26 protein-coding genes and 1 pseudogene are annotated in these 26,507 nt (G+C 67.6%); 11 read left to right on the forward strand and 16 right to left on the reverse strand.

The features are described 5' to 3' along the window. Complete coding sequence (locus ACFXHE_RS03750) at positions 1–411, reverse strand: hypothetical protein (RefSeq protein WP_379379459.1); 411 nt, start codon at positions 409–411, stop codon at positions 1–3. A 247-nt stretch (positions 412–658) separates the two neighbouring features. Between ACFXHE_RS03750 and ACFXHE_RS03755 the strand changes: the two genes are divergently transcribed. Beyond that, the gene (locus ACFXHE_RS03755; RefSeq protein ID WP_379379461.1) at positions 659–796 is read left to right on the forward strand and encodes a hypothetical protein; all 138 of its coding nucleotides are present in this window, start codon (positions 659–661) and stop codon (positions 794–796) included. A gap of 119 nt (positions 797–915) precedes the next feature. On the opposite strand, the gene ACFXHE_RS03760 is transcribed toward ACFXHE_RS03755, so the two are convergent. After that, positions 916–1,275 carry an Rv2640c family ArsR-like transcriptional regulator gene (locus ACFXHE_RS03760; RefSeq protein ID WP_364607655.1) on the reverse strand — a complete coding sequence of 120 codons (360 nt, stop codon included), beginning with the start codon at positions 1,273–1,275 and terminating at the stop codon, positions 916–918. Positions 1,276–1,377: 102 nt separating this feature from the next. Here ACFXHE_RS03760 and ACFXHE_RS03765 point away from each other — a divergent pair, with 102 nt between their 5' ends. The 6 genes from ACFXHE_RS03765 (at position 1,378) to ACFXHE_RS03790 (ending at position 5,403) form a co-directional block, all read left to right on the forward strand. Then, positions 1,378–1,908: an ArsI/CadI family heavy metal resistance metalloenzyme gene (locus tag ACFXHE_RS03765; protein WP_379379463.1), complete on the forward strand. Its 531-nt coding sequence runs from the start codon at positions 1,378–1,380 to the stop codon at positions 1,906–1,908. A 66-nt stretch (positions 1,909–1,974) separates the two neighbouring features. Further along, a complete protein-coding gene (locus tag ACFXHE_RS03770; protein WP_379379465.1) occupies positions 1,975–2,349 on the forward strand; it encodes an ArsR/SmtB family transcription factor in 375 nt (124 codons plus the stop codon). Beyond that, positions 2,346–3,068, forward strand: a complete 723-nt coding sequence (locus tag ACFXHE_RS03775) for an aquaporin (RefSeq protein WP_379379467.1) — start codon at positions 2,346–2,348, stop codon at positions 3,066–3,068. The genes ACFXHE_RS03770 and ACFXHE_RS03775 overlap by 4 nt, the downstream gene beginning before the upstream one ends. Before the next feature lie 16 nt (positions 3,069–3,084). Then, positions 3,085–3,504, forward strand: coding sequence for an arsenate reductase ArsC (locus tag ACFXHE_RS03780; protein WP_379379469.1), 420 nt, complete (start codon positions 3,085–3,087; stop codon positions 3,502–3,504). 448 nt (positions 3,505–3,952) lie between these two features. Beyond that, positions 3,953–4,081 carry a hypothetical protein gene (locus ACFXHE_RS03785; RefSeq protein ID WP_379379471.1) on the forward strand — a complete coding sequence of 43 codons (129 nt, stop codon included), beginning with the start codon at positions 3,953–3,955 and terminating at the stop codon, positions 4,079–4,081. Continuing rightward, positions 4,081–5,403 carry a DUF222 domain-containing protein gene (locus tag ACFXHE_RS03790; RefSeq protein WP_379380377.1) on the forward strand — a complete coding sequence of 441 codons (1,323 nt, stop codon included), beginning with the start codon at positions 4,081–4,083 and terminating at the stop codon, positions 5,401–5,403. Before ACFXHE_RS03785 ends, ACFXHE_RS03790 begins: the two co-directional genes overlap by 1 nt. A 610-nt stretch (positions 5,404–6,013) precedes the next feature. Here the strand turns inward: ACFXHE_RS03790 and ACFXHE_RS03795 are convergent. Then, on the reverse strand, positions 6,014–6,424 hold the full coding sequence (locus ACFXHE_RS03795) for a DUF4345 domain-containing protein (protein WP_379379473.1): 411 nt from the start codon (positions 6,422–6,424) through the stop codon (positions 6,014–6,016). Between the two features lie 103 nt (positions 6,425–6,527). Between ACFXHE_RS03795 and ACFXHE_RS03800 the strand changes: the two genes are divergently transcribed. Continuing rightward, a complete protein-coding gene (locus ACFXHE_RS03800) occupies positions 6,528–7,115 on the forward strand; it encodes a TetR/AcrR family transcriptional regulator (RefSeq protein WP_379379475.1) in 588 nt (195 codons plus the stop codon). A 52-nt stretch (positions 7,116–7,167) separates the two neighbouring features. Here the strand turns inward: ACFXHE_RS03800 and ACFXHE_RS03805 are convergent, their stop codons facing one another. The 5 genes from ACFXHE_RS03805 to ACFXHE_RS03825 are packed head-to-tail and all read right to left on the reverse strand — an operon-like array spanning position 7,168 to position 13,932. Beyond that, complete coding sequence (locus ACFXHE_RS03805) at positions 7,168–7,947, reverse strand: SDR family NAD(P)-dependent oxidoreductase (protein WP_379379477.1); 780 nt, start codon at positions 7,945–7,947, stop codon at positions 7,168–7,170. Continuing rightward, positions 7,944–9,689 (reverse strand): amidohydrolase family protein, encoded by a 1,746-nt coding sequence (locus ACFXHE_RS03810; RefSeq protein ID WP_379379479.1) that lies wholly within the window; start codon positions 9,687–9,689, stop codon positions 7,944–7,946. Before ACFXHE_RS03810 ends, ACFXHE_RS03805 begins: the two co-directional genes overlap by 4 nt. A gap of 6 nt (positions 9,690–9,695) precedes the next feature. Then, entirely contained in the window at positions 9,696–11,357 is a 1,662-nt protein-coding gene (locus tag ACFXHE_RS03815; protein ID WP_379379481.1) for a class I adenylate-forming enzyme family protein, read from the reverse strand. Between the two features lie 58 nt (positions 11,358–11,415). Beyond that, positions 11,416–12,564 carry a serine hydrolase domain-containing protein gene (locus tag ACFXHE_RS03820; protein ID WP_379379483.1) on the reverse strand — a complete coding sequence of 383 codons (1,149 nt, stop codon included), beginning with the start codon at positions 12,562–12,564 and terminating at the stop codon, positions 11,416–11,418. A 15-nt stretch (positions 12,565–12,579) separates the two neighbouring features. Continuing rightward, entirely contained in the window at positions 12,580–13,932 is a 1,353-nt protein-coding gene (locus ACFXHE_RS03825) for a flavin-containing monooxygenase (protein WP_379379485.1), read from the reverse strand. 146 nt (positions 13,933–14,078) lie between these two features. Between ACFXHE_RS03825 and ACFXHE_RS03830 the strand changes: the two genes are divergently transcribed. After that, positions 14,079–14,735: a TetR/AcrR family transcriptional regulator gene (locus ACFXHE_RS03830; protein ID WP_379379487.1), complete on the forward strand. Its 657-nt coding sequence runs from the start codon at positions 14,079–14,081 to the stop codon at positions 14,733–14,735. Between the two features lie 13 nt (positions 14,736–14,748). Here the strand turns inward: ACFXHE_RS03830 and ACFXHE_RS03835 are convergent, their stop codons facing one another. The 8 genes and pseudogenes from ACFXHE_RS03835 to ACFXHE_RS03870 all read right to left on the reverse strand — a co-directional run bounded on the left by ACFXHE_RS03835 (position 14,749) and on the right by ACFXHE_RS03870 (position 24,060). Then, the gene (locus ACFXHE_RS03835; protein ID WP_379379489.1) at positions 14,749–15,258 is read right to left on the reverse strand and encodes a nuclear transport factor 2 family protein; all 510 of its coding nucleotides are present in this window, start codon (positions 15,256–15,258) and stop codon (positions 14,749–14,751) included. 99 nt (positions 15,259–15,357) lie between these two features. Continuing rightward, positions 15,358–15,570 carry a hypothetical protein gene (locus ACFXHE_RS03840; protein ID WP_379379491.1) on the reverse strand — a complete coding sequence of 71 codons (213 nt, stop codon included), beginning with the start codon at positions 15,568–15,570 and terminating at the stop codon, positions 15,358–15,360. 155 nt (positions 15,571–15,725) lie between these two features. Further along, the gene (locus ACFXHE_RS03845) at positions 15,726–16,538 is read right to left on the reverse strand and encodes a sirohydrochlorin chelatase (protein ID WP_379379493.1); all 813 of its coding nucleotides are present in this window, start codon (positions 16,536–16,538) and stop codon (positions 15,726–15,728) included. A gap of 263 nt (positions 16,539–16,801) precedes the next feature. Further along, positions 16,802–17,947: pseudogene (locus ACFXHE_RS03850) on the reverse strand (uroporphyrinogen-III synthase); the annotation flags it as partial. Continuing rightward, positions 17,944–18,357 (reverse strand): nitrite reductase small subunit NirD, encoded by a 414-nt coding sequence (gene nirD, locus ACFXHE_RS03855; RefSeq protein WP_379379495.1) that lies wholly within the window; start codon positions 18,355–18,357, stop codon positions 17,944–17,946. The pseudogene ACFXHE_RS03850 and the gene nirD, both read right to left, overlap by 4 nt. 64 nt (positions 18,358–18,421) lie before the next feature. Beyond that, positions 18,422–20,986 (reverse strand): nitrite reductase large subunit NirB, encoded by a 2,565-nt coding sequence (gene nirB / locus ACFXHE_RS03860; RefSeq protein ID WP_379379497.1) that lies wholly within the window; start codon positions 20,984–20,986, stop codon positions 18,422–18,424. Between the two features lie 24 nt (positions 20,987–21,010). Next, a complete protein-coding gene (locus tag ACFXHE_RS03865) occupies positions 21,011–22,501 on the reverse strand; it encodes a nitrate/nitrite transporter (protein WP_379379499.1) in 1,491 nt (496 codons plus the stop codon). A 269-nt stretch (positions 22,502–22,770) separates the two neighbouring features. Beyond that, positions 22,771–24,060: an MFS transporter gene (locus tag ACFXHE_RS03870; RefSeq protein ID WP_379379501.1), complete on the reverse strand. Its 1,290-nt coding sequence runs from the start codon at positions 24,058–24,060 to the stop codon at positions 22,771–22,773. A gap of 65 nt (positions 24,061–24,125) precedes the next feature. On the opposite strand from ACFXHE_RS03870, the gene ACFXHE_RS03875 reads away from it, so the two are divergent. Further along, the gene (locus ACFXHE_RS03875; RefSeq protein WP_379379503.1) at positions 24,126–24,809 is read left to right on the forward strand and encodes a FadR/GntR family transcriptional regulator; all 684 of its coding nucleotides are present in this window, start codon (positions 24,126–24,128) and stop codon (positions 24,807–24,809) included. 173 nt (positions 24,810–24,982) lie between these two features. Further along, positions 24,983–26,443, forward strand: coding sequence for an MFS transporter (locus ACFXHE_RS03880; protein WP_379379505.1), 1,461 nt, complete (start codon positions 24,983–24,985; stop codon positions 26,441–26,443). The last annotated feature ends 64 nt before the right edge of the window (positions 26,444–26,507 follow it).

The raw sequence follows: 26,507 nt of genomic DNA on the forward strand, positions 1-26,507 counted from the left end.
TCAGTAACCCGCACGCGGCTCGAATCCGGGCGCGTCCAGGGTCGGCGGCGCGGGTTTCTGCTGCTGCGTCTGCGGCGCAGGCTTGGGTGCGGCCGGCTGCGGCGCGACCGGTTGCGGCGCGACGACCTCCGGCGCGACGGGCTGCGGTGCGACGGGCTGCGGTGCGACCGGTTCCGTGGCCGCCGGTTGCGGCGCCGGGGCCTCGGTGGTCGGCGCGGGCGCGACGGTCGTCGGTGCGGGGGCGGCTGTGGAGCTCACTGATGTGGCGGCGGTGCTGGTGGCACCGCCCGGCGAACTGTCGGACGACTTGTCGCTGCCGCACCCGGCAACGCCTGCGATCAGCAGCCCCCCGCCGATCACGGCCGCGGCGACACGGACGGCAAACACCCCCACCGGTGTTGAAGACTTCATGGGTACCTCGAATTCAGGATCTGAAGTGACGTCTATTCACTTCAGCGGGGAGTGTACAAAACGCGTTCACCCCACCCACCCCGATTCGGGAAACTGCCCCCAACTTCCGGGGCATCGAATCCGATAATCCCTGGTCAGACGCACCTCATCCAGTGGAACAGGTTTCAACAGAAGGTCACAGCGGACTACCTCACCAGGCCGCCCAGGTCCGCGTATCCAAGCACAGATTCCGCACGAAGGGGCCACTATGGACTTCCCTCACCGAGCGCCCGACCCCACCCGCGCAACCCCACCCGATTTGAAGCAATGGCGGCGAACCCCGGCCCACCTGCCCATGGCGCAGATCTACAACAACGCCGCCACCGGCTCCGGCGTCCACAACTGACACGAACATGATGGCCTGCATCGGCGCGGCCGACTCGCGAAAAGCCCGCCGCGCCAATGCATTCTCGCTGGCGACGACCTTCCGCTACCAGTGCTGTTCACGGATCTTGACAGTTGCGGCTAGCGGCAGCAGTTCGGGTCGAGGACGACGCACAGGGCGGCGAGGGAGTCGCGCTGGGCGCGGTGGTAGGTGTTCATGCCACGGCGTTCGGACTCGATCAGGCCGGCCTTCTTCAGCTGGCCGAGGTGGTGGCTGACGGTGGATTCGGCGAGGGTGACGGCTGCGGCCAGGTCGCCGGTGTTCTCCTCGCCGAGGGGGCTGGCGAGGAGGAGGGACAGGAGTTTCACGCGGGCCGGGTCGGCAATGGCCTTGAGGCGCAGGGCGATTTCCAGGGCGGCGGCGTCGCCGACGGGACCGGCGGCGACGGGGGCGCAGCAGACCGGGGCGGACATGTCGATCACGGGCAGCGCCTTGGGCATGCGAACCAGGTTACCCACCTTCTTGACATATGTCGAAATAGTGGCGCAGACTCGGTCGCACCAGTTCTTCGACATATGTCTCACAAGTGGAGGTACGGTCTCATGTCTCGTGTTCAGCTCGCTCTCAACGTCGACAACATCGACCAGGCGGTGGCGTTCTACTCGACCCTGTTCCAGGCCGAGCCCGCCAAGCGCAAGCCCGGTTACGCCAATTTCGCCATCGCCGAGCCGCCGCTCAAGCTGGTGCTGATCGAGAATCCGGGGCACGGCGGCAGCCTCAACCACCTCGGGGTCGAGGTCGAGTCCAGCGACCAGGTGCACGCTGAGATCGCGCGGCTCTCCGAGGCCGGGATGTTCACCGAGGAGCAGATCGCGACCACCTGTTGCTTCGCCACCCAGGACAAGGTGTGGGTCACCGCGCCCGACGCCGAGCGCTGGGAGGTCTACACGGTGCTGGCCGATAGCGAAACCTTCGGTACCGCACCGGTTCTGGCCTCGGGAGCGGTCGCGGACGACGCGCAGGCCGTGGCGGTCTGCTGCGGCACCGCAGAGGAAGCCGCCGCTGAAGCGGCCTGCTGCGGCAGCGCGGCCAAGGCGGATGCCGTGGCCTCCGGGGCATCCTGCTGCGGCTGAGCCCGCACCGGGTCGTTCACCAGGTGTTCGCTTGCCCACGGATTCGATATCCATCAATATCGACGGGTGTCGAATCGAGTGCTTCCGCTGGCCGTGACCTCACCCGCGTGTGAGGTCACGCCCCTGGTCCGCGAACCGTTGACAGCGCAGGCCGCGTCGGAACTGGCGGCGGTGTTCAAGGCATTGTCGGACCCGGTGCGGTTGCGGCTGCTGTCGGTGATCGCCAGCCACACCGGGCAGGAAGCCTGCGTGTGCGACATCTCCGACGGCTTCGACGTCTCCCAGCCGACCATCTCCCATCACCTGCGGGTATTGCGCGAGGCGGGGCTGCTGTCGAGCGAGCGGCGCGGGTCGTGGGTGTACTACCGGGTCGAACCCGCCGCGCTGCACCAGCTTTCGGCACTACTGGATATCGCGCTACCCGAGGCGGCGGTCCGATGAACACGCTGAGACAACGACTGCTGGCCGAGTCCGTCGGCACCGGTCTGCTGGTGTGCGTGGTGGTCGGGTCCGGGATCGCGGCCCAGCAACTGTCCACACAGGATGTGGGTCTCCAACTACTGGAGAACTCGACCGCCACGGTGTTCGGGCTGGGCATCCTGATCCTGATGCTCGGCCCGGTTTCCGGGGCGCACTTCAATCCGGTTGTCTCGGCGGCGGATTGGTGGTCCGGACGCCGCCGCGGCACCGGCCTGAGCGCCACCGACCTGGCGGCCTACATCGGTGCGCAGATCCCCGGCGGGATCGCGGGGGCGGTGCTGGCCAACATCATGTTCGACCAGCCCGCCGCCCAGATCGCCACCCATCACCGCGTCACGACCGGCCATCTGGTCGGCGAGGTGGTCGCCACGGCCGGCCTGATCGCGGTCATCTTCGCGCTCGCCCGCACCGGCCGCGCGGCACTCTCGGCCGCAGCCGTCGCCGCCTACATCGGCTCGGCCTACTGGTTCACCAGCTCCACCAGTTTCGCCAACCCGGCCGTCACCGTCGGGCGCGTCTTCTCCGACACCTTCGCCGGGATCGCCCCCGCGTCGGTGCCGGCCTTCATCGCCGCCCAAATCCTCGGCGCCGCAATCGGTTTCGGCCTGATCTGGCTGCTCTACCCCGATCCCGTACCGGCGGACGACATCGTCACACCCCGCAACATCCAGACCTCCTGAAAGGCCCGCCCAGCCGATGACCGCCACACCCAGCGTGCTGTTCGTCTGCGTCCACAATGCCGGACGCTCCCAGATGGCCCAGGGCTTCCTCACCCACCTGGCCGGCGACGCGATCGAGGTCCGGTCGGCCGGGACCGCGCCCGCCGAGACCATCAACCCCGCCGCGGTCGAGGCGATGGCCGAACTCGGCATCGACATCACCGCTCAGACGCCGAAGATCCTCACGCCCGACACCGTGCAGACCTCCACCGTCGTCATCACCATGGGCTGCGGCGACACCTGCCCGTTTTTCCCCGGCGTCGACTACCGTGACTGGCAGCTCGACGACCCCGCCGGCCGAGACGTGGCGGCCGTCCGTCCCATTCGCGACGAAATCCGCACGCGCGTAGAGAAACTCATCGCCGAACTACTCCCCACCGGCCGGACCCACGTCTGATCCGCCCCAACCTGGTCGGCCATCTGCCGAGTCGGCAAGCAGTGGTGTTGATCGGCCCCGGCCGAGGATGGTTCCGGCGTTGATCTGCAGGATCTGTCCCGTGGTCCTTGCGGCCTCGGGCACGGCGAGATGCGGGATGGCAACGCTTGTTCCATTGCGTCCGAGCGGGATTCGGGAACACGATCGTCTTCCAGATCGGGTGTCGGGCGCTCGGTCCAGAATTCGGCGGCGGGCACGAATCCTCGCGACGATGTTGACGGTGCCGCCGTTCAGGGCGAGCCGCTTGGAATCTTTCGGCGTAAGCGCTCCGTGTCAGCCAGGCCAGGCAGGTGAGGGCTGCGGCGCGCTCCACACGCCCACGCGTCGAGATCAAAGCTATTTGCGAAAGAGTAAGGCGTACAGGACAATTCTGGTTCTCTCAATGATCGCGCGGCGGTAGAATTAGCACATGGATTCGAAGGGGGAAACACTCGACATGTGCGGTATCGCCGACCTGGCGGCCGCCGTCGAAACCCTGTCGAATTCCGTCCTGCACGGCAACCTGAACCCGTTCTGGACGGTGATGTCGTGGAGTTGATGCAGCGCCTGGAAACCTGCAAACGTCAACTGTCGGCACTGGATTCACGCCTGATCATCGAAGCCTGCAACCGCTCACTGCCCGAAGGTAGTGGGGCAAAAGACGTGGTGCCGTTCCTGCGGCAGACCTTGGGCCTGTCGAGGTACGACGCGTCGGTGCGAGTGAAGATCACCCGCCAGTGCGGAGAATTCTTCGAACCCACCGGACACTTGTGCCCGGCCACCTTGGCTGCGACCGCCGAAGCCTTTGAGGCAGGCGACATCTCACGCGACCACGTCCGCAACATCATCGACGTCATGCACCACCTGCCCACCGACATCCCCGCTGAGACGCGCGTGGAAGCCGAGCACATCCTGGTCGATCACGCCCGTGTCGGTTGGCCCGATGACCTGCCCAAGATCGGCCGCGACATCCTCGCTCGTGTCGACCCCGACGGCAAGGTCGTCTCCGACACCGACCGCCGTCGCCGCCGCGGCCTGATCCTCGGCCGCCCCGGGGTGGATGGCATGTCGTGGATCGAGGGCTGGATCACCCCCGAACTGCGGGCCCTGCTCGATGCCGTCTTCGCGAAGCTGGCGCGTCCGGGTATGTGCAACATCGACGACGCCGACAGCGTTGCCGCCACGGCCAAGGTCGTCGATTCGACAGTGTTGGAGGCGGCCGCCCGTCGCGACCGTCGTGATGCCGGGCAGCGCACCCACGACGCGTTGTTCGCGTTGCTGCAGCCCGGTGTCGACCCCGCCAAGCTGGGGTCGCACCGGGGTCTGCCGGTGCAGGCCATCCTGACCATGAACCTCGCCGACCTCGAACGTGGGGCCGGGGTCGCGACCACCGCCTCCGGCGGCCACGTGAGCATCAACGAGGCCCTCAAGATGGCCGAGGGCACCCGCCCGGTGCTGGCGGTCCTCGACGCCGACGGACTGCCGCTGTACCTGGGTCGCTGCGAACGCCTGGCCACCCCCGCCCAACGGTTGGCGTTGATCGCCCGCGACAATGGCTGTACCCGCCCGGGATGCGACGCACCCGCGAGCATGTGCGCGGTGCACCACATCACCGACTGGGCCAAAGGCGGCCCCACCGATCTGACCAACTTGACGCTCGTCTGTGATCACTGCCACGCGCTGGTCAACGACAGTGCCGAGGGTTGGAAAACCGTTGTCATGGGCAAAGATTCCCCCTATCGGGGACACACCGGATGGATCGCACCGAAAAGCCTCGACCCAACAGGCACCCCACGCGTGAACGACAGACATCACGTTGGGGAGTGGGTCGCCGCTGCCATCGATTCCAGTTGCCGGAGGTGGGGTGCTCGGGTGGCGTGATTCCCGGCCCGCTGGTGTCGGGCTGGCGTGCGCAGGGACGGGGAAGTGTGGTTACGTCGCCTCCCCAGCGCCCACGGTGATATTCCCACCACCGCCACTGCGATCCGCACCCGCGACAGCCACCTTGGTCTCAGTACTGAGACCGCCGCCCGGATCGTCAGCTCCGCCGCGACTGCCACGCCGATCGCCGCCGCGCCGTGACAGCCGCCTCGGCTGCTACTTCGATCGCCGCCTGACCGGGACCACATTCGGCCCCTTCGACGGCCACCACTGTGACAGCCGCCGCCATCTCCACCGCTTCACAGGCGACCGCCGCCGAGCGGGATCACCACCGAATCCAACAACCTCATCGTCAGGGGTGCTGGGGCCACCAACTGGAACTTGCTTGCGGCCGACGGTGGAGTTCATGACGTGGCGACTCCAACCCCCGGATCCGATGGAATACCTCCTGCAGCAATCCCCACATGCGGCTTCAAAGGTGAGGGGGCTGGTAGGTGAAGGCGCGGACGTGAGCCCGGCCCCCTCCCATTCCAGGCATCTTTCGTCTTTTGCTCCTTTGGGTCCTCGTCTGTGGCGCTTTGACTCCCCTATGGCGCACAGCGATTCCGGGTCAGCGAGTCAGCTCGACCAACTCGGCGCGAATCGGGCGGCCGGTTACTCGTTGAAGCAGCGGCGAATAGACCAGAGGGATGGCGAATTCGATGACGAGCATGGCGATGTAGAACCAGTGCGGCCAGCCGACGTAGGCGACGGTCAGTAGACGGACCACGCCGCCGGCGAAGAACAGCACCATGAGCAGGTGGATCAGGCCGGCGTAGCGGTCCAGGTCCCGGGCCGCCCACACACAGGCCGCGCCGTAGGAGAGGAAGAGCACCATCGAGAACCGCAGGTCGCCGTCCAAGGTGGCGTTGGGCGTGTTCGCGCCGATGATCGTGCTGGGCCCGATGAAGATGTGCGCCAAGGCGATCAAGACGCAGCAGACACCGAAAAAGGCTAGGAACCACTGTAATACGGCTCGCATGACCGCCCCTTCCCGGGCGAAACCCGGAGCTTGGTATACACGTGTCAACTAGATGATTCGGAGCGTAACCCCCTAGTACACACGCGTCAACTACGGTGGTGCCATGCCGCCGCGACGTCGCCTCAGCCCCGAACAGCGCCGCGCCGAATTACTGGACGTGGGTGCGCAGCTGTTCGCCGCCCTGCCGTACGACCAGGTACAGATGGACCAGATCGCCGAGCGGGCAGGCATCTCGCGAGCCCTGCTGTATCGCCACTTCCCCAGCAAGAGCGCACTTTTCGCCGCCATCTATCAGCGCGCCGCCGAAACGTTGCAGGCCGCGGTACACCTCGACCCCGGCCTCCCGCTGACCGACCAGGTCGCCGCCGGGCTCGACGCACACCTGGGGTACTTCGCCGCCAACCGCAATACGGTGCTGGCCGCCAACCGCGCGCTCTCCGGCGATCCGGTCGTCCAGGCGATCGTGTTCGGCGACCACACCGCCATGCACGACGAGATGCTCGCCGCCATTGGGCTCACCGGCCCGGCCCGCGACGTCATGTCGGCCCTGCTGACCTCGTGGCTGATGTTCGTCCACACCCTCTGCCTGGAATGGCTGGAACACCAGACCCTCACCCGCGAGCAGGTCCGCGCGGCCTGCCTCGGCGCACTGACCGGCGCGCTGGCCGCGGTACAGGATTCGCCCCGCTGACCGACCCGCCCTGGGCTGGAACGTGTTTCGGGGCCCAGGGCGGGTTCTCGGCTCAGCCCGCGAGCTTCGCCAAGTTCGGGAAGTTGCTCAGCTCCCAGCCGCCGTCCACCACCATGTCGATACCGGTGATGTAGGAGGCGTCGTCGGAGGCGAGGAACAGGCTGGGGGCGGCGATCTGTTCCGGGGTGGCGGGCGCGCCCATCGGGATGCGGTCCAGGAACATCTGTTTGGCGGGCTCGTAACCCATGACCGCGGCGACCAGCGGGGTGTCCACCAGGCCGGGGAGGATGGCGTTCACCCGGATGCGGAACTGGGCCAGCTCCAGGGCCGCGTTCTTGGTGAACATGACCACGCCCGCCTTGCCGGTGGAGTACGGGCTGCCACCGGGCATCGGCACGCGGGCGTCGAGCGAGGAGATGTTCACGATCGCGCCGCCGCCGGTCGACTTCATCAGGCGCGCTTCATGTTTGGTGCACAGGAAGACGCTCTTCTGAATCAGGTCGATGGTGAAATCCCAGTCGGCCTCGGTGAGGTCGGTGACCGCGCCGATACGGGATGCGCCCGCCACATTGAAGGCCGCGTCGAGACGGCCGAAACGGGATGCGGCGGTGGCGATCCCGGCCTCCACCTGGGCCTCGTCGGTGACGTCGGTGACCACGGGGACGAAGGCGTCGCCGAGTTCGGCGGCCTTCTTCCCGAGACCTGCCTCGTCGATGTCGAGGCCGACCACATTCGCGCCCTCGGCGATCAGCGCGGCGGCGATGGCCGCGCCGATACCGGAGGCCGCACCGGTGACGACCGCGGCACGGCCGTCGAATCTACGGGCGTTCATCGGGCACCTGCCCGCAGGAATTCGCCGGTGCGTTCCCTGCCCAGGGTGTCGGCCTTCTCCCCCAGCCCGAAGACGAACTCGCCGTTCACCAGCACCGCGGTGACCGTGTCGTCATTGCGGTTGACCATGCGGGAGAGGTTGTCGAACTCCGGAATCGGGTTCTCGGCATAGGCTTCCAGGCTGTCGTCCAGCCGCGCCGGATCGATGATCAGCACATCGGCCCGATCGCCCTCGCGCAGGTGACCGGCATCCAGGCCGTACCAGTCGGCCAGCTCGCCGGACACCCGGTGCACGGCGTGCTCGACCGTCATGAACGGCCGGCCCGCCTGTTGCGCCTTGTGCACGCGCTTCAGCAGCCGCAGCCCGAAGTTGTAGAAGGCCATGTTCCGCAGATGCGCGCCGGCGTCCGAAAAGCCCAGCTGCACACTGGGATCCGCGGCCAGCACGTCCAGCACCTCGGGCCGGTGATTGGAGATGGTGGTGCGCCAGCGCACCTTGGGCCCGTACTCCACCACCAGATCCAGGAAGGCGTCCACCGGGTGCACGCCGCCGCGATCCACGCCGACCTGACCGAAGGTCTTGCCGATCACGCTCGCATCCGGGCACTCGGTGATCTCGGCGTCGAAGAAGTCCCGATGCCAGACCCGCGGACCCCACTTCTTGTCGTAGTCCTTGCGGAACCAGCGGCGGTAGTTCTCGTCGGCCAGCAGTTCCCGCCGCTCCTCCAGCTGGTTGGACAGGTGCAGAGCCGCTGCGCCGGAACCGAATTCCTCGAACACCGGCAGATCGATGCCGTCGGAGTACACCTCGAACGGCACCGGCAGATGCTGCCAGCGGAAGTCGCCGCCGAGCCCGTTGATGATCCGGCCCAGCAGCGGAAAGACCTTCACCACACCGGGAATCGCCTTGATATCGGCCGCCGACAGCAGGCTCACCTTCAGTTTGGGCCGGAAGAAGCCCAGGCTGCTGGCCGCCATGCCGAGCATGCTCTGCGGCTTGGCGACGTCGGGACCGCCCTGCAGCGCCCGCTTGCGGTCGCGCAGAATGCGATTCAGCCGCCGCCGCTCCTTGCCGGTGGCGTAGGTCGACGGCAGCGTCCGCGACCGGCACACCTCGCCGTCCAGCTTGTCGAACAGCAGCTGCTGCGAGGACATGCCGACGAATCCGGCGTCCAGCGCCTCGGTCAGCTTGTGCTCCATGGCCGTCAGCTCGGACTCGGTCGGCTGCACATCCGGATCGGTGGCCCGCTGCAAGCCCAGCTGGGACGCCCGGATATCCGAATGACCGATGAAGGCAGCGACATTCGGGCCCAGCGGCAGCGACTCCAGCGCCGCCACATAGCCGTGCGCGCTGTTCCAGGTCTTCAGCGCGTCCACCGCCTCGACCACGTGCTTGCGCGGAATCGCCTCCACCCGGCCGAACAGGTCACCCGCGTCCGAGCCGCCGACATGCACGGTGGACAGCGAGCACGACCCGAGCAGCAGCGTGGTGACGCCGTGCCGCAGCGACTCCGACAGCGTCGGGTCCAGCAGCACCTCCACGTCGTAGTGGGTGTGAATATCGATCATGCCCGGCATGACCCAGCGGCCGGTCGCGTCGATCACTCGCGCACAGCCGGTCTCGTCCAGCGGGGCGGACGACACGGTCGCCACCCGGCCATCCCGGATGCCGAGATTACGGATGGCCGAGGGTGCGCCGGTGCCGTCGAACCAGCGCCCATTCTTGATGATGGTGTCGTACACAGGAATTCACTTTCCCAGGGAGAGGTCACGGCGCAGTACCTTGCCGGTGGCATTGCGCGGCAACGGATCCGCGGTGACCAGCCAGCGGGCGGGCACCTTGAAGTAGGCCAACTGCTTGGCCACATGATCGCGCAACTCGTCCTCCGACAGCTGCTCCGGGTCGTCGACCACCACGATCGCGGCGACCTCCTGCCCCAGATCCTCGTGCGGGACACCGATCACCGCCGACTCACGCACCAGCGGGTGCTCGTCGAGGACGTTCTCGATCTCCTGCGGGTACACGTTCTCGCCACCCCGCAGGATGAGATCCGAACGGCGGCCGGAAATGTAGAGCTTGCCCTGCCGCAGCGTGCCGTAGTCACCGGTGCGCAGCCAACGGTTCTCATCGATCGCGGCCCGGGTGGCTTCCTCGTTGTTCCAGTAGCCGAGCATGACGTACGGGCTGCGGATGCAGACCTCGCCCTCCTCGCCATCGGGCACCGGCTTACCGTCGAGGTCGCGAACCTCGACCGACACACCGACCACCGCACGACCCACGGTCTCGTTGTCAGCGGCCAACTCCGGCGGGGTCGCCACCGTCGCGGCGGTACCGGACTCGGTGCACCCGTAACTGGTGGTCAGGCCCTGCAACGCGACCGGGAACCGCTCCCTCAACCGCTGCACCAGCGCCGGAGACGACGGCGCGGAATTGAGCGAGAACGCCGTCAGCGACGACAAGTCATAGCGCGAGATGTCCACGGCCAGAATGCGACTCGCCAACGTCGGCACCGCCGCCCAGTTGGTGACCTTCTCGGTCTCGACCAGCTGCAGCAGTGATTCGGCATCGAACTCGCCCGAGGTCGGGAAGACGACCGCGTCACCGGTGGCCAGACGCGGGATCGACAGGTTGTGCAGGCTCGCGATGTGGAACAACGGCATCGTCGCCAGGTAGCGACGGCCCGCCGGGGAACCGTCCCACCCCTGCCCACGGAAACCGGCCGCCAACGCGTCCATGAACCGGTGATAGTCGGCGACGGCGACCATGTTCTGCTGAGTGTGCACCACACCCTTCGGACGACCCGTGGTCCCGGAGGTGTAGAGGATGATCGCCGGATCGTCCTCGGACACCTCGGCACTCAGGTTGCCGCCGGCGAACTCCTGGATCAGGGCGGGCAGGTCGGTTTCCATGGTCAGCACCGGAATGTCGGTGCCGGTCTCGGCGGCCAGCGCGGCGCGTTTGGCGTCGGCGATCACGACCTTCGGGGAAGAGTGCTCGAGACCGTAGGCGATCTCGCGCGGCACCCACCACGCGTTGTAACCGACCGGGATCGCCCCCAACCTTTGCGCGGCCCAGAACGTCAACACCCACTCGGGAGTGTTGGCGGCCAGGATGCCGATCCGGTCGCCCTTGCCCACGCCGTAGCGTTCGGCCAACGCCGCGGCCAAAGCTCCGGCGGCCGCGTAGTGCTCGGCGAAGGTGTAGCGGGTCCGCGCGGACACCAGATAGTCGCGATCGCCCAGCTCCCGCGAGGCTTCCAGCAGTTCCAGCAGCGAACCACGGCGATGCTTGAACACCGGCAGCGGCACACCCAGCACCGGCTCGACCGTCATCTCGAACGGCCCACCCGGCCCGGTCAGCTTCCCGGCCACCTGCGCGGCCAGAGCCTGCAGATCAACAGCGTTGGTCATGAATCAAGTCCTCGAATCCGATTGCGCGAACCTTCGCAGCTTGCCCGAGTGAGGCCCGTCACGCACGTCCCCTCACTGTGTCGAAGGTCGCCTTCATATAGGCGTCGGCCCGCTCGGAGCCGATCAGGCCGGGTGCCATGCGGTTCATGGCGTAGGCGAACGTGACGCGGTGGTCCAGATCGTTGACGACGTGCGCGCCACCCAGTCCGTTCCACCAGCAGACGCGGCCGTCCGGCACCTGCGGGGCGGTCTGCGCGTGCGGCAGGCCGTAGCCGATGCCGAAGCGCAGCGGCAGCAGGATGGCCAGGTCCACCCCATCGGACTGCTGCTCGAAGATCAGGTCGATGGTCTTGTCCGACAGGAACTTCCGGCCGGCCAGCTCGCCGCCATTGCTGATCACCGACTGCAGCCGGGCGATGGAGCGGGCATTGCCGTGGCCGCCCATGCCGCCCAGCTCCGCCTGCCGCCAGCCCGGGGTCGCGCACTCGGCGAAGTCGAGCAGGGGCTGGAACAGCGTCTTGAACATAACGCTGTCCTGCGGCAGCAGCGACTGATCGAACTCGGGGAGATCCGGCGGCACCAGGGTGGCGATGCGGTCGAAATCGGCTGCGGGCGTGCCGATGTGGAAGTCCGCGCCCAGCGGCCGCGCCAGCTCCTCCGTGAAGAAGCTGCCCAGCGGGCGGCCGGTGACGCGCTTGATCACCGCACCCAGCAGGTGGCCGTAGTTCATGGCGTGATAGCCCGAGACAGTGCCCGGCTCCCACCAGGGCGCCTGCGCCGCAAGGCGATCCGAGGCCGCGTCGATGTCGTAGATGTCCGACAACACGATCGGGGCCTCCCAGCCGGAAACGCCCGAGGTATGCGAAAGCAGGTGCCGCACTTCGATATCGGCCTTGCCGTTCGCCGCGAACTCCGGCCAGTAGTGGGCCACCTTCTGGTGCACGTCCAGCTCACCGCGGTCGACCAGCAGCAGCACGCTCAGCGCGACCATGGTCTTGGTGATGGAGAAGGTGTTCACCAGGGTGTCCGCGGTCCACGGCCGGGTCTGCTCCGGATCGGCCCAGCCGCCCCAGAGATCCACCACCGTTTCGCCGTCGACGGTCACGCACACCGAGGCGCCCAGCTCCGCGCCCGACTCCACCTGCTCGGTGAAAGCCGCACGGACAGCGTCGAATTCGTCGGCACAGAATCCAGCCACGTTGCTCATCCTGACCGCTCCCCTCTACGCCCGCACCAGCGCGCGACTGCGCACCGGCAGCGTGTTGCCCGCGGCGGCGGCGCGTCGCGCGCCCTCCACCAGTTCCTTCTTCAGCTCGCGGACATAGACGTCGAAGTCGATCTGAATGGTGTGCCGCGGCGAGTTGTAGTAGCGCTCGGCGCGTTCGGCCTCCGCCTTCGCCACCGCCGCCGTCATATCCGCCTGCGACGGGAACCGGTAGTTGCCCGACAGGTACGCCGCGACCAGTTTGGACTGCTGCTCGGCGAAGTTCACCAGGGTCGGCATCGGCTGGGCCAGGCCGAGATAGAAGAGATTGTCGATCTCGGGCTTCATCATCTGGCGGTACAGCGGCAGCTTGTTGTTGTCGTCGGGCCGCAGCGCCGGATCGGTGAAGAACGGGAAGCTGATGTGATAGCCGGTGGCGCACACCACCACATCCACCTCTTCGGACGAGCCGTCCGCGAAATGCACGGTCTTGCCGTCCAGCTTGGTGATCGCGGGCTTGAAATCGATATCGCCGCAGCCGACCCGGTGCAGAAACTCCTCGCTCGCCGACGGATGCGCCTCGAACGGCAGATGATCCGGCTTGGGCAGACCGTAATCCTCCATGCGGCCGCGGTTCTTGACCACGAAACGCTGCTTGAGCTTGAGCGCCACCTTCGGTGGCATCCACGCCGGCACCACCTGGGTGTCACCGACCTTGCCGTTGACGTACTTGGGCAGCACCCACACGCCGCGGCGGGCCGAGACCCACAGCTTCGAGGCGATGAACTTCTGCGACAGCTCCGAGGCAATGTCCAGGCCCGAATTGCCCATGCCCACCACCACGACGCGCTTGCCGCGCATATCGATCGGGTCGAACGGGTCGTTGTAGGCGTGCGAATGGATCAGCGTGCCGTCGAATTCACCCGGGTAGTCGGGCGTACGCGGATCCCAGTGGTGGCCATTGGCCACGATCAGCGCATCGTAGGTCTCGACGCGGCCCTGATCGGTGGTCACCGTCCACAGGCCGTCGCTGCCGCGCTCGGCCGAAATCACCTTGTTGCCGAAGACGATTCGATCGCGGATGTCGAAATGGTCGACGTAATCCTTGAAGTACTGGTGCAACTGGCTGTGGTGCGGGAAGTCCGGCCATTCCTCGGGCGCCGGGAAGTCCTCGAACTGCAGCCGGAATTTCGAGGTGTCGATGTGCAGGCTCTGGTAGCAGGCCGACATGCCGTTCGGGTTCTTGTAGTACCAGTTGCCGCCCACCTCGTCGGAGGCTTCGTAGCAGTCGAACGGGATGCCGTATTCGGCGAGCCGCTTCGCGGCGGTGATACCCGACGGGCCCGCGCCGATGACGCAGACCCTGGGCAATTCACGATTGTGTGCAGATAGCGCAGCCAATTCACTCTCCTGGTTCGGCGACGGGTCACAGAGCCCTGCCGGACGTGATGTGCCACACACGCTAACACTCGCTAGACAGGGTGTCTAGTGAGTGAACTTGCGTCTATCATTCAGTCGTGACCCGATCCGACGTAGACCACCCCGAGACACCTGGCCAGAGCGACACGCCCCGGCGCACATCGCTGCGCGACGAACAGAAACGGCTGACCCGCAGCCGGCTCATCGACGCGGCCAAACAGCTGTTCACCACGCAGGGGTACGCGCCGGTCCGCGTCGACGACATCGCCGCCGCCGTCGGCTGCAGCCGTGCCACCTTCTACCTGCACTTCACCGGCAAACCGGATGTGCTGCGCGCGATCGCCGAACAGGGCACGCTGCCCAGCGTCCAGCACTTCTACGAGGACCTCGACCACGTGCTCGACACCGGCTCGCGGGAGGAGTTCGCCGCCTGGATGCGGCGCGCCATCGACTGGTTCCAGGAATACAAGGACCTACTGCCCGCCTGGGACGAGGCCACCACCCTCGAACCCGAATTCCGGGAAGTGGCACGAGAGGGCATCATGGCGCTCCCCAATGTCATGAGCTCCTACCTGTCCCGCTGGCCCGCCGACCGCCAGGACGAAGCCCGCCTGCGCGTGGAACTCCTTGTCGCCCAATTGGAACGGTTCTTCACCCGCTGGGCCATGCAGGGCACCATCGACGTCTCCGCCGAGGAAGCCGCGAGTGTGCTCACCGACATCTGGTTCCCGGCCCTGCAGACCCCGAAGGGCTGATCCCTCCGGAGGGCTACTGCGAAATCGGCGTGACGCGGGCGCGGTCCAGTTCCCAGAACGCCCGCAGGGCAACGATTTTCGCGTCCGCATCCACCCGGTAGACGGCGACGAGATCAACCTCGACGACCACCCCGGGGCGTGCGCTGCGAATGGTCCCGGTGAAGGCCGCTTCATCGCCGCACGCGAACGAATCGGCCCACTCGAATTCGATTCGGCTGGGCTCGATCGCTTTGTCCCAGAAGGCCGCAATGGCCTCGTGGCCCGCATGCCCCTCGCCCACCGGGTCATACGGGGAGATGCCGACCGGATCCTCGACACGCGCGTCGGCCGCGAAGAGGGCGAGCCACTCGGCCTTGCGCTTGGCGCGCACCGCCGCCTGCGAGGCGAGTCCGGCGCGGCGGGCGGGATGTTCGAGCGACACCCCGCCATCCTGATCGCCGCCGAACCGAAGGGAACCGGTGAATACCGGTGAGCGAGACAGGTCCGGCCGCAGGACGGCACATAAGCGGAGCGCCTTAACCATTGTTAAGGAGTAGCTACTGTGGTGTGGATCACGCGGACACGACTCGGGCCGACGCTATTCGGCGTCGGCCCGAAATCTGAAATTAGATTGTTTTGGAATTCAGTGGCCGGCGGCGGAACCGGTCCAGCCGAAACCCGCGCCCTGATCCGTCGGCTGGGTGTTGTTGACCAGCGCCTGGCACTGGTCGTAGGTCTGGCCCGACTGGATGCACGCCGTCCACGGGTCGTAGATCGTGGGGAAATCGGCGGCGGCGGTGGCGGCCGGGCCGGCGATACCGCCCGCGATCACAGCGGCGACGACAAACTTCTTCACGTGGGGATCCTCCAGGGTCTTTACCGAATTGCGGTAAAGGTTGCCATGCGAATCGAAAATCACCAAGTGATAGGGGAATTGGGCGATTCGGTTCGGGCCGGGCCCCTAACGGATCGGGGCGAGCCCCTAATCCGGCCGGGCCCGGACCGTGCCGATCAGGCGACCCGGACGGCCGTCAGCGAATCTGTTGCCGCGAAGTAGCGATCGGTCAGCAAGCGCACCACGGCAGGGTGCACACCGATCGGCTCGGCGACACCGTCCGCGCCCGCCTCGTGCAGGCGCTGGTGGAACAGCCCGTGGGCGAGCAGATAGGAGGCTACGAAGACCCGGCGCGCGCCCGAAGCCCGCACCGCCGCAACCACTTCCGGCACCTTGGGCTCACCGGTCGCGATATAGGCCAGGTGGGCGGTCGTGCCGACGCGCTCCGAGAGCAGGCGCGCCGCGCGCTGCACATCCCGGCGCGCCCGCGCGTCCGAGGAACCCGCGGCGGCGAACACCACCGCGTCCCCCGGCCGCCAGCCCGCCGCACGCAGCCGCAGGTGCATCACCTCGGCCAGCGCCGGGTCCGGACCCATCGCCTGGGTGACCGCGACCGCGTCATGAGCACTCGCGGCCACCTCTCGCGGCACGTCCTGATACACGTGGTAGCCCGAGGCCAGGAAGGCCGGAACTACCACGGCGGGAACCGGATCCAGATCCCGCAACACCTCGGCCGGGGAGGGCCCCAGCACATCCACGAACGCGGTGCGCACCCGCGGCGTACCGGCGATCGCGATCTCACGCAACGATGCCGATGCGGCCCCGAAATCGGCACCGGCACCTGTCTCGGCGATCCCGCCGCGGACACCGTGCGCGAGCGCCGACGCACCCAGCTCCCGCGCAACAGCTCCCGCCAGTTCGGCGATCATCTCCACACCCCGGGCGCTCCGGGTGCCGTGCGCGACGAGCACCAGCGCCGGCGCGCTCACCACGCACTCCCGGCCGGACGGCCGGGGCGCGCGGCCACCGCGGGGCGGGCGGCGGAGACGGACTGCGCCGGGAAGCCCACCGGGCGGGCCGTCCCGTTCACCGGGGCGATCGGCCGGCGGGCCGCCGCGGCGGGCGGCGGGACCTCGGCGTGCGGCGCGCGGGTGCCGGGGATGCGCGGCGGCAGGTCGCGGCGCGCGCCCAGACCCTGGGTGTGCGCCGGAACTGGCTGGCGCGCAGCCTGATTCGGACCCTCCGGATGCGGATTGTCGGTGCACTCGGCGGGGTCGAGAGCCAGCCGGTAGCCGCGCTTGACGACGGTCTGGATCGCCTTGGGGGTGCCGAGGCCCGCGCGGAGACGAGCGATGGCGGTCTCCACGGCGTGGGTGTCGTCGCCGCCACCGGGCAGGGCGGCGAGCAGGTCCTCACGGGAGACGACCCGGCCCGGCTGGCGGGCCAGGGAACGCATGAGCGCCATGGGCGCGGGGGCCAGCTGGCGCACCTGACCGTCCACGACGACGCAACCGCCGCGGACGCTGAGCAGGTGTCCGGCGGCCTGAATCCGGTTGGCGCGCCGGGGAAGTTCCTCGGCGACGTGGCGGGCCAGCGCGCCCAGACGGGCGCGGCCGGGCATGGACGTGGTGACGCCCAGCTCCTCCAGCGGCGCGGCCGTGATGGGACCGACGCAGGCCGGCAGCACCCGGGTGCGGAACGCGTGCAGGACGGCCTCCAGCAGCCCGGTCTCCTTGGCGCGCATGAGAAGTGACGCCACGGCCGGAGCGCTGGTGAAGGTCACGCAATCCAGTCCGGCGGTGACGATGCCCTCGATGAGGCGGTCCATGGGAGTACGGTCCTCCGGCGGAATCCACCGGTAGACCGGGACCGGAACCACATCGGCTCCGGCGCAGCGCAATACCTCGCAGAAGTCCGGCACCGGCTCCCACTCGGTGGTGGCGCCGTGCAGCTGCACCGCGATGCGGACCCCCTCGACCCCCTGGGCCAGCAGGTGATCCAGCACCTCGGCGCTGGATTCCGAAGCGGGAGACCATTCTTCGCGCAGCTCGGCAGCGCGGATGGCGCCCTTGGCCTTGGGGCCGCGGGCCAGCATGCGGGTCGAGCCCAGGGTGGCGCGCAGCTCCTCGGCCAGGCCCCAGCCCTCCGCGGCCTCCATCCAGCCGCGGAAGCCGATGCCGGTGGTGGCCACGGTGATCTGCGGCGGGGCCGCGACCAGCTGCCGCGTCACCCGCTCCAGCTCGGTGTCGTCGGCCAGCGGAATGATCCGGATGGCCGGGGCGGAAACAACATTCGCGCCCCTGCGGGCGAGCAGGGTGCCGAGTTCCTCGGCGCGCCGAGCGGCCGTGATACCGACCGTGAAGCCGGCCAGCGGGGTACCGCTGTCAACCTCGGTCATGCCGTACCGCCGATGAATTGGACCGGGTCGTTGGACACCGAGACCACGCCGTCCGCGACGCGGACCGCGTACACCGGCAGGGAAATCGAGTCGTCGTCCAGGCAGCGCCCGTCGATCAGCGAGAAGGCCTGCTTGAGCAGCGGCGACGCCACCACCGGCACACCGCCGCGGTCGCCCACCAGGCCGCGCGACATGACCGCCGCGCGCCCGAAGGGATCGATATTGCCGACGGCGAACAGCGTCCCGTCGCCGGTGAGGAACAGCGCCGCCTGGCGGCCGCCCTTCAGCAGGACCGCCACGCCGCGGCCGGGAATCAGATAGTCCTGCCGGCAGGCCTGGGTCCAACCGACTGCACCTTTACTGGAAGATACGGTCGTGACTGCGGTGCCGGGTGTGTCGATCACGGTCATCGGTACTCTCCTCCGAACGCCCTACCTATTGGTACCGGCGCCCTGTTTCCTCGCGGTTAAGCAGTCATTTCCCGTGCGTGGCGGTCTCTGTGGCGCGGGTCGCATCGACCGGGATATCCGGGATTCCGAGCAGGACCGGCACCTTGCGCTCGCCGGTCTCGTCGAAACCGATGGTCGGGTCCGACTCCTCCGGCGCGTTCACGAAGGACACGAAGCGGGACAGCTTGCCCTCGTCCTCGAGCACCGCCGCCCACTCGTCCTTGTAGCCCTCGACGTGCTTGGCCATGGCCGCTTCCAGATCCGCGGCGATGCCCAGGCTGTCCTCGCAGACGACCTGCTCGAGGTAGTCGATGCCGCCCTCCAGGGCCTCCTGCCACGGCGCGGTGCGCTGCAGCCGGTCTGCGGTGCGGATGTAGAACATCAGGTAGCGGTCGATGTACTTGATCAGCGTCTCGTCGTCGAGCTCGCCGGCCAGCAGCACCGCGTGCTTCGGGGTCAGACCGCCGTTGCCGCCCACGTACAGGTTCCAGCCGTGCTCGGTGGCGATGACGCCGACGTCCTTGCCGCGCGCCTCCGCGCACTCGCGGGCGCAGCCCGACACCGCCAGCTTCAGCTTGTGCGGGGAACGCAAACCGCGGTAACGCTTTTCGAGCAGCACGGCCATGCCGACCGAGTCCTGCTGACCGTAGCGGCACCAGGTCGAACCCACGCAGGACTTCACCGTGCGCAGCGACTTCCCGTACGCGTGACCGGATTCCATGCCCACGTCCACCAGGCGCTTCCAGATCAGCGGCAGCTGCTCCACGCGCGCACCGAACAGGTCGATGCGCTGACCACCGGTGACCTTCACGTACAGGTCGAACTCCTTGGCCACCTCACCGATGGTGATGAGCTGCTCGGCGGTCACCTCACCGCCGGGCATGCGCGGCACCACCGAGTAGGTGCCGTTCTTCTGCAGGTTGGCCAGGAAGTGGTCGTTGGTGTCCTGCAGCGAGGCCTGCTCGCCGTCGAGGATGTGATCGCTCGAGGTGGACGCCAGGATGGAGGCGACGGTCGGCTTGCAGATGTCGCAGCCGGTTCCGGTGCCGTACTTGGCGATCAGACCCGAGAAGGTGCGGATGCCGGTCGACTGGATGATGTGGAACAGCTCCGCGCGCGACTGCGTGAAGTGCTCGCACAGCGACTTGGAGACCTCCACACCCGACTGCTCCAGCAGCTTCTTGAGCATGGGAACGCAACCGCCGCAGGAGGTTCCGGCATTGGTGCAGCTCTTGATGGCCGGCACGTCGCAGGCGCCGTCGGCGATGGCGCCGCAGATCGAGCCCTTGGACACGTTGTTGCAGGAGCAGATCTGGGCGTCGTCGGGCAGCGCGTCCGCGCCCAGTTCCGCACCCGCCGGGGAGATCAGCGCGGCCGGATCGGCCGGCAGCGGGCGGCCGACCAGCGGGCGCAGCGCCGAGTACTGGGTGGCGTCACCGACCAGCACACCACCGAGCAGGGTCTGGGCGTCATCGGAGACGACCAGCTTGGCGTAGGTGCCCTTGGCCGCATCGTGCAGCACCACCGACAGCGCGCCCTCGGTCCGGGCGTGCGCGTCACCGAAGGAGGCCACGTCCACACCCAGCAGCTTCAGCTTGGTGGACAGGTCCGCGCCCGGGAACTCGCCCGCGCCGCCGAGCAGGCGGTCGGCGACCACCTCGGCGGTGTTGTAGCCGGGGGCGACCAGGCCGTAGCAGACGCCCTCCACCGCGGCGACCTCACCGATCGCGTAGATGTTCGGGTCCGAGGTGCGCAGGCTCAGGTCGGTGAGGACACCGCCGCGCTCGCCGACGTCCAGCCCGGAGGTACGGGCGATTTCGTCACGGGGACGCACACCGGCCGCGAAAACCACGACCGCGGCACGCAATTCGCTCTCGTCGGAGAACTTGACCGACAGCCGCTCGGCGACCGGCGCGCCCTCGACGGTCTCGATCGAAGAGGTGCCGACACCGGTGTGCACGGCCAGGCCCAGCTCGGTCACCAGCTTCTCGAGGATGGCGCCGCCGCCCTCGTCGATCTGGGCCGGCATCAGCCACTTGTTGAACTCGACCACGTGCGGGGTCATGCCCAGCAGGCGCAGCGCGTTGGCCGCCTCCAGACCGAGCAGACCGCCGCCGACCACGATGCCGACCGCGCCCGGACCGGCCGCCTCGGCGGCGGCCCGGATGCCGTCCAGGTCCTCGAGGGTGCGGTAGACGAAGCAGCCCTCGGCGTCGTGGCCCGGCACCGGCGGCACGAAGGCGTAGGAGCCGGTCGCGAGAACCAGTGCGTCGTAACCGATCACCTCACCGGTGGAGGTGGTGACCTTGCGGGCGATGCGGTCGATGGCGTCGGCCTTCACGCCGAGCCGGACGTCGACCAGGGTGTCGCCCTCGTAGTCGTTGCCGGGCAGCGCCAGCGCGGACGCCTCCCAGATGCCGACGTAGGAGGACAGGCCGACGCGGTCGTAGGCGGCCAGCTTCTCCTCGCTGAGGACGATGACCTGCCAGGTTCCGGCCTCGTCACGGGAGCGCAGCGCCTCCACGAAGCGGTGTCCGACCATGCCGTGGCCGACCACCACAACGGTTTTGCGTTCGATGCTGTGGATCATGACAGTCCCTTTCGCGAATGGACGTCAGGCGCGAGCCGACGAGGTGGACGAGGAATCGGTTGCGGCGGAGCCGGTTTCGGCTTCGAGGACCAGAGCCTCGGCCTCGACGACGACATCGGCGTCGGTGGCTTCGGAGGTCAGCGAGCGCAGGCTCGGGCGGCGCATGAAGACCGCCCAGCAGACCACGGCGCACACCACATAGAAGGCCATGAAGACCCCGAACGCGGTGGTCGCGGACTTGGTGGAGGCGTAGGAGGAGCGCAGCACCAGGTTGATGCCGACACCGCCCAGCGCGCCGATGGCGCCGACGAAGCCGATGAGCGCGCCCGAGGTGTTGCGGGCCCAGGCCGCCCGGGTGGACGAATCACCGTCCAGGGAGCGGGATTTGGCCTCGAACACCGACGGGATGATCTTGGTGACCGCCCCGTTGCCGAAGCCCGAGATGACGAACAGCGCGGTGAAGCCGACGATCATGGCCACCAGCACGCCGCCCTGCGGGTGCCCGGCGCGATCACCCAGGGTCGAGGCCACCGTGACCACCAGGGCCGCCACCGTCATGGCGGCGAAGGTGAGCAGCGTGACCTTGCTGCCGCCGATGCGGTCGGCCCACTTGCCGCCGTAGGGGCGCGCCAGCGAACCCAGCAGCGGGCCGATGAAGGCGATCTGCGCGGCGTGCAGGGTGGCCGCGGCGACGCTCGCGCCGCCGGCCTTGAAGCTGATCTGCAGCACCTGGCCGAAGGCGAAGCTGTAGCCGATGAAGGAACCGAAGGTACCGATGTAGAGGAAGGCGATGGCCCAGGACTGCGGCACCCGCAGCGCCTTGAGCATGTAGGACAGGTCGGCCTTCTGGTTCTTGACGTTGTCCATGTAGAGGGCGGCGCCCAGCGCCGCCACCACGATCAGGACCAGGTAGACCGCGCACACCACCGAGGCATTGCCGTAATGGTTGCCCAGGGTGGCGATCACCGCCAGGCCGACCAGCTGCACCACCGGCACGCCGATATTGCCGCCGCCCGCATTGACGCCGAGCGCCCAGCCCTTGAGCCGCTGCGGGAAGAAGACATTGATGTTGGACATCGACGAGGAGAAGTTGCCGCCGCCGAAGCCCGCGAAGGCCGCCACGACCAGGAAGGTCGTGTAGGAGGTGCCCGGCTGGTTGACGAAGTACAGCGTCAGCAGCGTCGGGATCAGCAGCAGCAGCGCGCTCACGATGGTCCAGTTACGACCGCCGAACTTGGCGGTGGCCACGGTGTACGGGATCCGCATGAAGCCGCCGACCAGGGTCGGCATCGCGCCCAGGAAGAACTTGCCGGCCGGGTCGATGCCGAACTTGTCGGTCGGCATGAACAGCACCATGACCGACCAGATCGACCACACCGAGAACCCGACGTGCTCGGCGAACACCGACCAGATCAGGTTGCGGCGAGCGATGTCCTTACCACCGGCTTCCCAGGCCACGACATCCTCGGCATCCCAATGCTCGATGTCGCGCTTGCGGGTCAGCGTCGTCAACAAGAGGCCCTCCTGAAATCTGGATGGCCCCAAGGTAGGAAATCGGTATTGCGTCGATGCTGCGCGAAATGACCGGCAAATCAACGGTTGCTCACGAATATCGGGCGACCGGCGTGAGAAGTGTCCTCATGTTTCGACCATGTGACACAAGGGTTTCCGGCGGCCACAAATCGCCAGGAAACGCGGAGAAACGCGTAACCGAGCCGGAAGTTGAGAGCCTTGCCACAAAATCATGGCCCCAACCTCACGGCTCGGCAACTCGAACGGTGAATTTATTTCCAGGTATCTTCCAGCATCTGCGGCTTGCACGCCACCCAGGCGCCCGCCATCAGGATCAGGACCGCCACCACCAGGAAGCCGAACGGCGCCAGCCAACCCCCGGTCATCGTGTGCAGCGCGCCGAACAGCAGCGGGCCCACGCATGCCACCGAGTAGCCGACACCCTGGGTGAAGCCGGACAGCGCGGCCGAACCGGCACCGGTGCGGGTCCGCAGGTTGATCAGGGTCAGCGCCATCGGGAAGGTCGACGGGCCCAGGCCCACCGCCAGCACCCACAGCAGCGGGGCGCTCATCGGCGCGAGCAGCAGACCGGCGAAGCCGATGAAGAAGAACACCGCGCAGCCGATGACGACCGGGAACGGATTGGCCATGCGGCCCACCACGATCGGCGCGCTCAGCGCCGCCACCAGGCCGATGAGGGCGAAGATGCCGACCATGCTGCCGCCGAAGGAGGCGCTGGCGCCGGCGTCGCCGAAGATCGTCGGCATCCAGGTGAACAGCGAGTAGGTGATCAGCGAGGTCATGCCGAACATGAAGGCCATGCCCCAGGCCACCGGCGAACGCCACACCTTGCCGGTGGATTCGACCGCCTCCGAAGGCAATTCGGTGGTGTCCACGCGGGCGTGGTCACGCCGCACCCGCAGCACCGCGATCCACGGCAGCGCGGCGGCGAAGGCCAGCGCGGCCCACATGCCCAGCGACAGCCGCCAGCCGTGCGCGTCCGCGACCGGCACCGCGATCAGGGCCGGGAACACGGTGCCCAGCTGCACCATCACGATGTAGACCGAGCTGAGCGCGGCCAGCCGATCCGAGAAGTACCGCTTGACCAGGGGCGGGATCACCACATTGCCGATGCCCATGCCGGCCAGGGCCAGCGCGGAGAAGGCCAGCAGCTCCCAGGTGGCGGGCACCAGGGCGCGGATCACCGAGCCGACACCGGTCATGAGCATGGCCACCAGGGCGGTGGTCTCCAGGCCGAGGCGACGCGACAGCACCGGGGTCAGCAGCCCGCCGAGGGCGAACATGGCGGTCGGCAGCATGCCGAACACGCCGACCACCGCGGTGGAGTAGCCGATGTCCTGCCCGATGCGGGCGGCGAGCGGCGTGAATGCGGTGACGGCGACGCGAAGGGTGAGAGCGGACATGACGATGGCGACGAGCACGAGCAGGCGGCCCTCGAACAGGGCGCGCTTCGACATTTCGGGGCGGAACCCGGTCGTCTCGCTCGGGGCATTGGAAAGGCCCCGCACCGGGGCCATCGTCTCATCCATCGTCGCAGTCACCCGGAAATCATAGGATGACCCGATGATGTGATGCAACGAATGTGAGGCAAGGTACGCTGTCACCCGTGCAACCAGTCCGGCGCACGAGCCTCATCGCCCAGGTGACCGAGCAGCTTCGTGCCGAAATCCGTTCCGGCCGTTGGGCCGTCGGCTCGCGTATCCCCACCGAACCCGAGCTCACCGAACTCACCGGCACCGGCCGCAATACCGTGCGCGAGGCCGTCCAGGCCCTCGTGCACGCCGGCATGCTCGAGCGCAGACAGGGCTCGGGCACCTACGTCATCTCCACCTCCACCCTCGGCGGCACCCTCACCGAGTACCTGGCCGACGCCCAGCAGCGCGATGTCCTGGAACTGCGGCGGGCGCTCGACACCACCGCCGCCCGGTTGGCCGCCGAGCGCCGCGACGACACCGACATCGCGACCCTGCGACGCGTGCTCGAAGAACGAAACCGCAACTGGGACACCGACTTCGATGCCGCCATCGAGGCCGACGTGCAACTGCACCGCGCCATCGTGGTCGCCAGCCACAATGCGGTATACCTGGAGTTCTACGACTCGCTGCTGCCCGTCATCGCGGCCGGCATCCGCTTCCGGTCCGAGCGCGAGGGCGAGACGTACCACGACGAGCACGCCGAACTGGTGCAGGCGGTCATCGACGGCGATCCGGAACGGGCGGCCCGCACCGCCAACTGCTTCCTCGACTCGCTCATGGCCGAATACCGGACGCTTGATACGAAATTCGAGTAACCGAAAGGTCACCATTCGACACGCCGCCGGGTGAGGTCGAATTACCGTCTCCGTCACGGAAAAACACTCGGATGTAAAAAGCGCTTCCTACGGTTGGACGCGACCGCAGCGGTTCCCCGACGGCCGGGAACCCATGATGAGGGCGGTCGCGACAGCCGAGAGGACAGCTGCTCATGGCAACCGTAGTAGAGGCACCGGAAACGACCTTTGCCTTCCAAAGACGCGGACGGTGGATCGACCGCTGGGAACCGGACAACAGTGAATTCTGGGAAAACGGGGGTAAACAAACCGCCCGGAAAAATCTGATCTTCTCCGTTTTCGCGGAGAACCTCGGATTCAGCGTCTGGGTGCTGTGGGCCAGCGTGGTCACCGCCATGGGCTCGGCCGGATTCGCCTTCCTGAGCGCGAAGAATCCCGACTCGGTCAACAACGCGCTGCTGCTCACCTCCACCCCGACCCTGGTCGGCGCGGCCCTGCGCGTGCCCTACACCTTCGCCATCCCACGCTTCGGCGGCCGCGCCTTCACCGCCTTCAGCGCGGCCATGCTGCTGATCCCCACGCTGGGTCTGGCGTATTTCATCAACCAGCCGAGCACACCCATGTGGGTGTTCATGGTGCTGGCCGCACTCGCGGGTGTCGGCGGCGGCAACTTCTCGTCGTCGATGGCCAATATCAACTTCTTCTTCCCCGAGGGTAAGAAGGGCGCGGCGCTGGGCATCAATGCCGCGGGCGGCAATCTCGGTGTGGCACAGACACAATTGTTCGTGCCGCTCATCATCACGCTGGGCACCCACATCATGGCCAAGAACCCGGGCGGCTACCGGTTCGGCATCACTCTCGCTGTGCTGATGTGGATTCCGTTCATCCTCGTCGCCCTGTTCGGCGCGCTGCGCTACATGGACTCGCTGTCCGGCGCGAAATCCGATGGCAAGTCCTACAAACTGGCCCTGAAGAACCGGCACACCTGGGTGATGGCCATCCTCTACATCGGCACCTTCGGCTCCTTCATCGGCTTCTCCTTCGCCTTCCCCACCCTGCTCAAGGCCAACTTCCCGAGCCTGGCCAAGATCGGCTGGATGGGCACCCTGGGCAACCTGGCCTTCCTCGGCGCGCTCGTGGGTTCCATGAGCCGGCCCTTCGGCGGCTGGATCGCCGACAAGCTCAGCGGCGCGAAGATCACGCTGTACGTCTTCGGTGGCATGGCGGTCGCCGCCGCGCTCATCGTGGCGTCGCTGTCGGCCAAGAACTTTCCGTTGTACCTGATCTCGTTCCTGCTGCTGTTCGTGTTCAGCGGCATCGGCAACGGGTCGACCTACCGGATGATCCCGATGATCTTCACCGCTGAAGCGCGGCGGTACGCCTCGGAGACCGGTCAGGACATCGGGGCGGCCCTGATCTCCTCGAAACGGCAGGCGGGTGCGGCCATCGGCGTCATCGGCGCGATCGGCGCGGCGGGCGGCTGGATCCTGCAGCAGGCCCTGCGGCTGTCGAACACCCACTACCACAGCATGAATCCGGCCTTCTGGGGCTACGTGGTGGCCTACCTCGCCATGGGCGCGATCTGCTGGTGGTTCTACCTGCGCTCGTCCTTCGCGGTCGGACGCGCACCCTCCCTGGCCCACGCCAACGTCTGAGCCGACCCGACTCTCAGGCAATGACTTTGGAAGCACGCCCTTCCAGAGATCTCCATCCTCAGGG

The organism is Nocardia sp. NPDC059229, assembly GCF_042754165.1.
Lineage (GTDB): Bacteria > Actinomycetota > Actinomycetes > Mycobacteriales > Mycobacteriaceae > Nocardia.

What these genes read in the sequence shown, in the direction of transcription:
- ACFXHE_RS03780 (WP_379379469.1), top strand. Translation starts at nt 3,085, where the DNA reads ATGACCGCCACACCCAGCGTGCTGTTCGTCTGCGTCCACAATGCCGGA.
- nirB (WP_379379497.1), bottom strand. Translation starts at nt 20,986, where the DNA reads ATGATCCACAGCATCGAACGCAAAACCGTTGTGGTGGTCGGCCACGGC.
- ACFXHE_RS03755 (WP_379379461.1), top strand. Translation starts at nt 659, where the DNA reads ATGGACTTCCCTCACCGAGCGCCCGACCCCACCCGCGCAACCCCACCC.
- ACFXHE_RS03805 (WP_379379477.1), bottom strand. Translation starts at nt 7,947, where the DNA reads ATGAACGCCCGTAGATTCGACGGCCGTGCCGCGGTCGTCACCGGTGCG.
- ACFXHE_RS03760 (WP_364607655.1), bottom strand. Translation starts at nt 1,275, where the DNA reads ATGCCCAAGGCGCTGCCCGTGATCGACATGTCCGCCCCGGTCTGCTGC.
- ACFXHE_RS03785 (WP_379379471.1), top strand. Translation starts at nt 3,953, where the DNA reads ATGGATTCGAAGGGGGAAACACTCGACATGTGCGGTATCGCCGACCTG.
- ACFXHE_RS03790 (WP_379380377.1), top strand. Translation starts at nt 4,081, where the DNA reads ATGCAGCGCCTGGAAACCTGCAAACGTCAACTGTCGGCACTGGATTCA.
- ACFXHE_RS03835 (WP_379379489.1), bottom strand. Translation starts at nt 15,258, where the DNA reads ATGGTTAAGGCGCTCCGCTTATGTGCCGTCCTGCGGCCGGACCTGTCT.
- ACFXHE_RS03775 (WP_379379467.1), top strand. Translation starts at nt 2,346, where the DNA reads ATGAACACGCTGAGACAACGACTGCTGGCCGAGTCCGTCGGCACCGGT.
- ACFXHE_RS03750 (WP_379379459.1), bottom strand. Translation starts at nt 411, where the DNA reads ATGAAGTCTTCAACACCGGTGGGGGTGTTTGCCGTCCGTGTCGCCGCG.
- ACFXHE_RS03880 (WP_379379505.1), top strand. Translation starts at nt 24,983, where the DNA reads ATGGCAACCGTAGTAGAGGCACCGGAAACGACCTTTGCCTTCCAAAGA.
- ACFXHE_RS03765 (WP_379379463.1), top strand. Translation starts at nt 1,378, where the DNA reads ATGTCTCGTGTTCAGCTCGCTCTCAACGTCGACAACATCGACCAGGCG.
- ACFXHE_RS03815 (WP_379379481.1), bottom strand. Translation starts at nt 11,357, where the DNA reads ATGACCAACGCTGTTGATCTGCAGGCTCTGGCCGCGCAGGTGGCCGGG.
- ACFXHE_RS03820 (WP_379379483.1), bottom strand. Translation starts at nt 12,564, where the DNA reads ATGAGCAACGTGGCTGGATTCTGTGCCGACGAATTCGACGCTGTCCGT.
- ACFXHE_RS03795 (WP_379379473.1), bottom strand. Translation starts at nt 6,424, where the DNA reads ATGCGAGCCGTATTACAGTGGTTCCTAGCCTTTTTCGGTGTCTGCTGC.
- ACFXHE_RS03800 (WP_379379475.1), top strand. Translation starts at nt 6,528, where the DNA reads ATGCCGCCGCGACGTCGCCTCAGCCCCGAACAGCGCCGCGCCGAATTA.
- nirD (WP_379379495.1), bottom strand. Translation starts at nt 18,357, where the DNA reads ATGACCGTGATCGACACACCCGGCACCGCAGTCACGACCGTATCTTCC.